The sequence below is a fragment of the Rhizobium sp. SVR5-2C genome (genome assembly GCF_056755115.1).
The window spans coordinates 1-7203 of record NZ_JBNDHT010000216.1 but is presented as its reverse complement, the minus strand read 5'-3'; the positions used below and the strand labels follow the sequence as shown (position 1 = coordinate 7203).

General features: G+C 59.3%; 7 protein-coding genes. 3 read left to right on the top strand and 4 right to left on the bottom strand.

Annotated features, from left to right (window positions below; genetic code table 11):
* From ACPYOI_RS33845 to ACPYOI_RS33835, 3 genes are all read left to right on the top strand, one after another.
* The coding region (locus ACPYOI_RS33845; RefSeq protein WP_481424002.1) for an aminotransferase class III-fold pyridoxal phosphate-dependent enzyme at positions 1 to 211 on the top strand (211 nt) is incomplete at its 5' end.
* 228 nt (positions 212 to 439) lie between these two features.
* Positions 440 to 916 (top strand): chemotaxis protein CheW, encoded by a 477-nt coding sequence (locus ACPYOI_RS33840; RefSeq protein ID WP_168832667.1) that lies wholly within the window; start codon positions 440 to 442, stop codon positions 914 to 916.
* A 248-nt stretch (positions 917 to 1164) separates the two neighbouring features.
* Positions 1165 to 2922, top strand: coding sequence for a methyl-accepting chemotaxis protein (locus ACPYOI_RS33835; protein WP_481417272.1), 1758 nt, complete (start codon positions 1165 to 1167; stop codon positions 2920 to 2922).
* A gap of 93 nt (positions 2923 to 3015) precedes the next feature.
* On the opposite strand, the gene ACPYOI_RS33830 is transcribed toward ACPYOI_RS33835, so the two are convergent.
* The 4 genes from ACPYOI_RS33830 to ACPYOI_RS33815 all read right to left on the bottom strand — a co-directional run.
* Positions 3016 to 4674, bottom strand: a complete 1659-nt coding sequence (locus tag ACPYOI_RS33830) for an OFA family MFS transporter (protein ID WP_481417271.1) — start codon at positions 4672 to 4674, stop codon at positions 3016 to 3018.
* 87 nt (positions 4675 to 4761) lie between these two features.
* Positions 4762 to 5007, bottom strand: coding sequence for a formate dehydrogenase subunit delta (locus ACPYOI_RS33825; RefSeq protein WP_481424001.1), 246 nt, complete (start codon positions 5005 to 5007; stop codon positions 4762 to 4764).
* Complete coding sequence (fdhD, locus tag ACPYOI_RS33820) at positions 4997 to 5824, bottom strand: formate dehydrogenase accessory sulfurtransferase FdhD (protein ID WP_481417289.1); 828 nt, start codon at positions 5822 to 5824, stop codon at positions 4997 to 4999. Before fdhD ends, ACPYOI_RS33825 begins: the two co-directional genes overlap by 11 nt.
* Positions 5824 to 7203, bottom strand: a 1380-nt coding sequence (locus tag ACPYOI_RS33815) for a molybdopterin-dependent oxidoreductase (protein ID WP_481424000.1), incomplete at its 5' end; no start/stop codon positions are given. The genes fdhD and ACPYOI_RS33815, both read right to left, overlap by 1 nt.

Sequence of the window (7203 nt, the reverse complement as noted above, 5' to 3'; positions counted from 1 at the left end):
CGTCAAGGATGTGCGCGGCCGCGGCCTGATGATGGCGGTCGAGCTGGAGCCCGAAGCGGGTGGAGCGCGCCAGTATTGTTACGGCCTGAAGGAACGCGGCCTGCTGGCAAAGGATACGCACGAAAACACAATCCGCCTGGCGCCGCCGCTCGTCATCACCAAGGAGCAGGTGGAGTGGGCCGTTTCCCAGATCGAAAAGACGATCACCTGAGGCGGATTTCTTCCGGCTGCCATCGCCCGCATACAAGCTTGCAAGGGACCCCGAAACCCCTTGCAATTCGCAGCCGCGATTTAGATTTGCGCAACACTCTTCCGATAAAGTTGCATGCAACCGTAACGAAGTCTCGGAATAACGGGGCGTCGCGTGGTGTGAGGGCAAGGGTGTTCGCGCCAATGGTGGCGCAGCCGCATCTGCCAGCTTAGGTTGGGACGATTTCTAATGACCACGATCAACTCGAATAATTTCAGCGGCGACACGCTAGAGATCATCGCATTCCGGCTGCACGATCAGGAATTCTGCGTCAAGACGACGACCATCCGCGAAATCCGCGGCTGGGCGCCCTCTACCCCGATCCCGCATGCGCCGGCTGACGTCATCGGTGTCATGAACCTGCGTGGCTCAGTGATCCCGATCATCGATCTCGCCTACAAGCTCGGCATGAAAAGCACCGTCGCCAACGAGCGCAGCGCTATCGTTGTTGCCGAAGTGCACAGCATGGTCATCGGCATGCTTGTCGACCGCGTGTCCGACATTCTGACGATTTCCTCCAGCCAGGTTCAGCCTGTGCCGGAAGTGACGGCTTCCTTCGATCGCGCTTACTGCGAAGGCGTCATCGCCTCCGAGAATGGTATGATTTGCTTCCTGAACCTCGCCAAGATGTTCAAGGAAAGCGAAGCCGACGAGCTCGCGGCCTAGTACTCGGCGTTCAGCCGTAGCGAAGCCGCCTTCCGAGGCGGCTTTTTTGTTGACAAAATCAATCATTATAAGAATGCATCGCAAATTCTAATAGAACGAATAGTAGATTTGCTAACCTTCCGAACCTCATCATCAGTTGTGAAGTATCCCTTCGAATGATCTGCCTTAAGAAGTAGATCAGAGGTGTATTCGCGGGCATTGCTTCGAGCGGCTAACGCCAAATTTGCGCCGACAGCGGAGGGGTGGGGATGTTCGGACTATCTTCTGATTCAAAGCATGTTCTTGATGCGATTTCGAAGTCACAAGCCATCATAGAGTTCGACTTGAAAGGTAACGTTCTCACGGCGAACAAGAATTTCTGCAGCGCGCTTGGTTACAGCCTCTCGGAGATTGTCGGCAAGCATCACAGCACGTTCTGTGATCCCGCCTATACTGCAACGGCGGAGTATCGCGAATTCTGGGGTCGCCTTGGCCGCGGCGAATACGACGCGGGCGCCTACAAGCGGCTGGCTAAAGGAGGCCGGGAAATCTGGATCCAGGCTTCCTACAATCCAGTCTTCAAAAACGGCAAGCCCTACAAGATTGTGAAATTCGCGACCGACATCACCGCTGCCAAGAAGAAGGCCGTGGAGGACGCCGGCAAGCTGGATGCGATCGCTCGTTCGCAGGCGGTTATTGAATTCCTGCCGAGCGGAGAGATTCTGACTGCCAACGAAAACTTCTGCAATGCGCTTGGATACGCACTGCCGGAAATCACTGGCAAGCATCACAGCATGTTCTGCGATCCCGCCTATATCCGCACCGAAGATTATTCAGGCTTCTGGCGCCGTCTTGCTCAGGGCGAATTCATTGCCAACGAATTCGTCCGGTATGGGAAGGGCGGCAAGGAAATATGGATCCAGGCGGCTTACAATCCGATCAGAGACGCCAACGGCAAAGTCTATAAGGTCGTGAAATTCGCGACCGACGTAACAGAGCGCATGAGCGCAATCAGCCAGCTAGGGGAAGCGCTGCGCCGCCTTTCCGAAGGCGATCTGACACAGACGGTTGAGATAGCCTTTGTCCCCTCCATGGAGCAGCTTCGGAAAGACTTCAATGCCGCCATTTCCAAGCTTCGGGAAACGCTGACAACCATCGGCGAAAACACGGTGGCAATTGCAGCAGGGGCTCGTGAAATCGGCGCTTCGGCTGACTCTTTCTCCAAGCGGACGGAAAAGCAGGCGGCGTCGATCGAGGAAACCGCTGCAGCACTGGAACAAATCACGACAACAGTGAATGATTCCAGCCATCGCGCCGGCGAGGCAGGAAGGCTTGTCGAAAAGACAAAACAGGGCGCGGAACAATCTGGCATTGTTGTTCGCAAGGCTGTTTCCGCCATGGGCCAGATTGAGCAATCGTCGCGGGAGATCACCAATATCATCTCGGTCATCGACGACATCGCCTTCCAGACAAACCTGCTCGCTCTCAATGCCGGGGTCGAAGCCGCGCGGGCCGGCGAGGCAGGCAAGGGCTTTGCAGTGGTTGCGCAGGAAGTGCGTGAACTGGCGCAGCGTTCCGCAAGCGCCGCCAAGGAAATCAAAGCGCTCATCAACACATCGAGCGACCTGGTCAAGAACGGCGTGGAACTCGTCGGCCATACCGGCTCCGCCCTGGAGCAAATCGTGCTTCAAGTCGCCGATATCAACTCGAATGTTGCAGCAATCGTAGAAGCGTCGAAAGAGCAGGCGACCGGATTGAAGGAGATCAATCAGGCGGTCAATTCCCTGGACCAGGCGACCCAGCAAAACGCTGCAATGGTTGAGGAAAGCACGGCCGCAAGCCACAAGCTCGCGTCGGAGGCCGAAAACCTGAGAGCGCTCCTCAGCCAGTTCCGCATGGAAGCCAAGGCTCTCGACCGCACCGCTGCCAAACCGGCAGGCGCGCCCCCGCGGCGTCTGGCTCCACGCGTGGCCAGAGCAAGCGGCGCTGCCGCCCTCGCCCGTGTCGAAGACTGGGAAGAATTCTGATGCTTCTCCCAAAGCCGGCCTGCGCCTCGTATCCGGTTTCCATAAAAAAGCACGCGCCGAAGCGCGTGCCGTGATTTTCCACCCTGATCAAAATCAGCCGAACAGCGCGAAGGTCGCCTTCAGCGTCACCCATATGCCCCAAAGCAGGGGGATACCGACGACCGCCCAGGCAAGCAGAGCCTTCGTATCGAAGCCGCCTGTGCCGATACCAAACGAGCCGGTTGGGCCGAGGCTTGCGGCGGCGGATTTCGCCTGAAGTCCGGCGACTTCCTCATCGGACATGAACCACTTGCTCTCAAGCGGCCTGACGAAGAAATTGGCAATCAGGCCAAGCGCCAGCATGCCGGCCAGGATATACATCGTCCCGGTATAAAGAGCAGGGCCGGGCGCCACACCGGCTGCGATTTGCGCCTCGCGAATGTAGTTCACGACCACGGGACCCACGATGCCGGCGGTCGCCCACGCTGTCAGAAGACGGCCATGGATCGCGCCGACGAACTGCGTGCCGAAGACGTCGGCAAGATAGGCCGGAATTGTCGAGAAACCACCGCCATACATCGACAGGATGATACCGAAGGCGAGCACGAAGAGCGCCTTGTTGCCGATATCGGCCAGCGTCGGTGCCACCGCATAGAGAACGATGCCGAGAATGAAGAACGTGTAATAGGTGTTCTTGCGGCCGATCTTGTCGGAAAGCGACGCCCAGAAGAAGCGGCCGCCAATGTTGAAAAGCGACAGGAGACCCGCGAAGCCGGCGGCGATCGTGGCAATCTGCGCCTTCTGGCCCACATCGAGCTGCGAGAAGGAAAGATCCGGCAGGTCAATCAGCGAACCTGCGAAGATTTCCTGCAGCATCGGCGAGGCCATGCCGATAACGCCGATACCGGCGGAGACGTTCAGGCAGAGTACGGCCCAGATCAGCCAGAACTGCTTCGTCTTGTGCGCGTCGCGCAGGTGAACGTGCTTTGTGGTGATCATCGTGCTCTTGGCAGCCGGAGGCGTCCAGCCCTCCGGACGCCAACCGGCCGGCGGGATTCGGTAACCGAAAGCACCGCCTATCATGAAGGCGAAATAGATGATCGCCATGACGACGAAAGTCTGCCAGACGCCAATCGAAGTGTCGGTCTTGAAGTAATTCATCAGCAGGTTTGCGAGCGGAGCGCCGATCATCGCCCCGCCGCCGAAGCCCATGATGGCCATGCCGGTCGCCATGCCGCGGCGGTCCGGAAACCACTTGATGAGCGTCGATACCGGCGAAATATAGCCGAGGCCCAGGCCGACACCGCCGATCACACCGGCGCCGAGCCACATCAGCCACAGCTGGTGGGTGATCACGCCGACCGAGGCAACCAGAATGCCGCCACACCAGCAGCAAGCGGATACGAAACCGGCTTTGCGCGGTCCAGCGCGCTCGAGCCAGCCGCCCCAGAGCGCGGCCGAGCAGCCGAGCAGAACGAAGAAGAGGGTATAGATCCAGCCGAGATCGGCGACGCGCCAATCGCAGGTCTTCGTGAACAGCGCGGAAGCAAGCGTCAGATCCGGGCAGGCCGTTGGTGCCGTGATCCCGAGCGATCGCGAAAGCGGCAGCCAGAAAACGCTGAAGCCGTAAGCCATGCCGATGCAGAGATGGATTGCGAGAGCTGCCGGCGGTACAAGCCAGCGATTGAAACCGGGCTTTGCGACGATCCGCTCCCGATCAAGCAGGCCGACGCCCGCTAACTCCCCTGTCGTAGTTGTGTCCGCTGAAGTCATGAATATCCTCCCGATTATGACTTTGCTGCAATAATCCATGCTCGAGCAGGCGAAATGCCTGGTTCCCCTCTTGCATGAAACCGATATTTATTTCCGGATTGGTTCCGCCGGCTCAGGCTTGCGGACCAGAGGTGCAGCCTGGATTACGAGCGTATCCAAGCCATTGTTATCGTTATCTAGAATTTCGAATAATTGCCGCCGCATGCGCGGCTCCCAGAATTTGTTGATATGGGTGGCAACACCTTGAACCGCCTCGCTTTCAGGCTGGCTCTTGAAAAAGGTCGCTATCTGGTTGGCCATATAAACGAGCTTGGAATGGGTATCATGCGACATCGGCAATGCTTTCGGGCAATATGCGCTGCGGGTGGGTGAAAATCTCAAAATCGTCGCCCCGCACCAGCGCAACCAGCGTCATTCCGGCCTGCTCCGCCGTGCGGATGGCGAGGGCCGTGGGCGCGGAAATCGCGATAAGGACGGAGCTCCCGAGGATGGCCGCTTTCTGCACCATCTCGACCGAAAGCCGGCTCGTAACGGCGACGGCTCCGCTCGAGCCGTTTCTCTGCGCGCGAATGACGGCGCCACAGAGCTTGTCGAGTGCGTTGTGCCTGCCAACATCCTCGCGGACGGCCAGCAGGCCCTGGCCGGGAATGTAGAAACCGGCTCCGTGAACCGCGCGTGTCTCCCGGTGCAGCGGTTGCGCGTCATTGAGAAGCGAGACGGCGTTCACGATATCGCGATGCGTGAGCTTGAGCCCGGCGGCTGAAACATCGGGCACCTGGCGAACGGCTTGCTCGATCGACTCGATCCCGCACAGCCCGCATCCGACCGGTCCCGCCATGCTGCGGCGGCGCGCCCGCAAAGCATCCGCAACATCGTCGGCCAGCGTCACCTGGACATCGATGCCCTGCTCGTTATCGATGATCTCGATTGCGGAAATTTGATCAGCGTCTTTGATTATGCCTTCCGTCAGACTGAAGCCGACGGCGAAATCTACCAGATCGTCCGGCGTCGCCATCATTACGGCATGTGATGTGCCGCCATAGGAAAAGGCGACCGGCATTTCTTCCGGCACAATACGCTGGCCCGGCGCGACGACACCGCCCTTGCGGGCGATGCGATTGGCGGAAATGCGCGTCGGCCGCCTTTCCATCATTCGGCAGCTTCCAGCTTGCCGGCGATGCGACGGCTTTGGCGCGCCTGCTCGTCATACTCGATCTGCCATTCCGTGGGGCCGTTCGACGGCGAGACCTGGACTGCCGTCACCTTGTATTCCGGACAGTTCGTCGCCCAGTCGGAAAAGTCGGTGGTGATGACGTTCGCCTGCGTGTTCGGATGATGGAAGGTGGTATAGACGACGCCCGGCGCGACCCGGTCGGTGATCAGCGCCCGAAGCGTCGTATCGCCGGAGCGGCTGGCGAGCTTCACCCAGTCGCCATCGCGAATGCCGCGCATTTCGGCATCATGCGGATGGATCTCCAGCCGGTCCTCGGCGTGCCAGACGACGTTGTCGGTACGCCGCGTCTGCGCGCCGACATTATACTGGCTGAGGATGCGGCCAGTCGTCAGAAGCAGCGGGAAGCGCGGGCCGGTGCGCTCGTCGGTTGCTACGTATTCCGTGCGGATGAACTTGCCCTTGCCGCGAACAAAACCGTTCACGTGCATGATCGGCGAGCCCTGCGGGAACTTTTCGTTGCAAGGCCACTGCACGGAACCAACCTTCTCCAGGTAGTCGTAGGAAACCAGCGCGAAGCTCGGCGTCGTCGCGGCAATCTCGTCCATGATCTCGGACGGATGGGTGTAATTCCAGGCAAGGCCCATGGCTTGCGCCATTTTCTGGGTCACTTCCCAATCACCATAGCCGTTGCGCGGCGTCATGACTTTGCGCACGCGGTTGATGCGGCGCTCGGCATTGGTGAAGGTGCCGTCCTTTTCAAGGAATGTCGATCCCGGCAGGAAGACGTGGGCATAGTTTGCCGTCTCGTTCAGGAAGAGGTCCTGAACGACGACGCATTCCATCGCTGCCAGACCGGCTGCCACGTGCTTGGTATCCGGGTCGGATTGGAGAATGTCCTCGCCCTGGACGTACAAGCCCTTGAACGTGCCATCAACCGCCGCATCCAGCATGTTCGGAATCCGAAGGCCGGGTTCGCTGTTGAGTTTGACACCCCACATCTTCTCAAAGATATCGCGTGTCGCATCGTCAGAGATATGGCGATAGCCAGGCAGCTCATGCGGGAAGGAACCCATATCGCAGGAGCCCTGCACATTGTTCTGGCCGCGCAGCGGATTAACGCCGACGCCCGGACGCCCGATATTACCGGTCGCCATTGCAAGGTTGGCGATCGCCATGACGGTCGTGGAGCCCTGGCTATGTTCGGTGACCCCAAGACCGTAGTAGATCGCGCCATTGCCGCCACGTGCATAAAGCCGGGCAGCACCACGCAGCTCCTCGGCCGGAACGCCGGTGAACTTCTCCATCTCTTCAGGGCTGTGATAAGGCTCGGCAACGAAAGCCGCCCAGTCCTCGAA

Bases quoted from the DNA above. Each gene is read 5' to 3' on its own strand.
- ACPYOI_RS33840 (WP_168832667.1), top strand. From the start codon at position 440: ATGACCACGATCAACTCGAATAATTTCAGCGGCGACACGCTAGAGATC.
- ACPYOI_RS33835 (WP_481417272.1), top strand. From the start codon at position 1,165: ATGTTCGGACTATCTTCTGATTCAAAGCATGTTCTTGATGCGATTTCG.
- ACPYOI_RS33830 (WP_481417271.1), bottom strand. From the start codon at position 4,674: ATGACTTCAGCGGACACAACTACGACAGGGGAGTTAGCGGGCGTCGGC.
- ACPYOI_RS33825 (WP_481424001.1), bottom strand. From the start codon at position 5,007: ATGTCGCATGATACCCATTCCAAGCTCGTTTATATGGCCAACCAGATA.
- fdhD (WP_481417289.1), bottom strand. From the start codon at position 5,824: ATGGAAAGGCGGCCGACGCGCATTTCCGCCAATCGCATCGCCCGCAAG.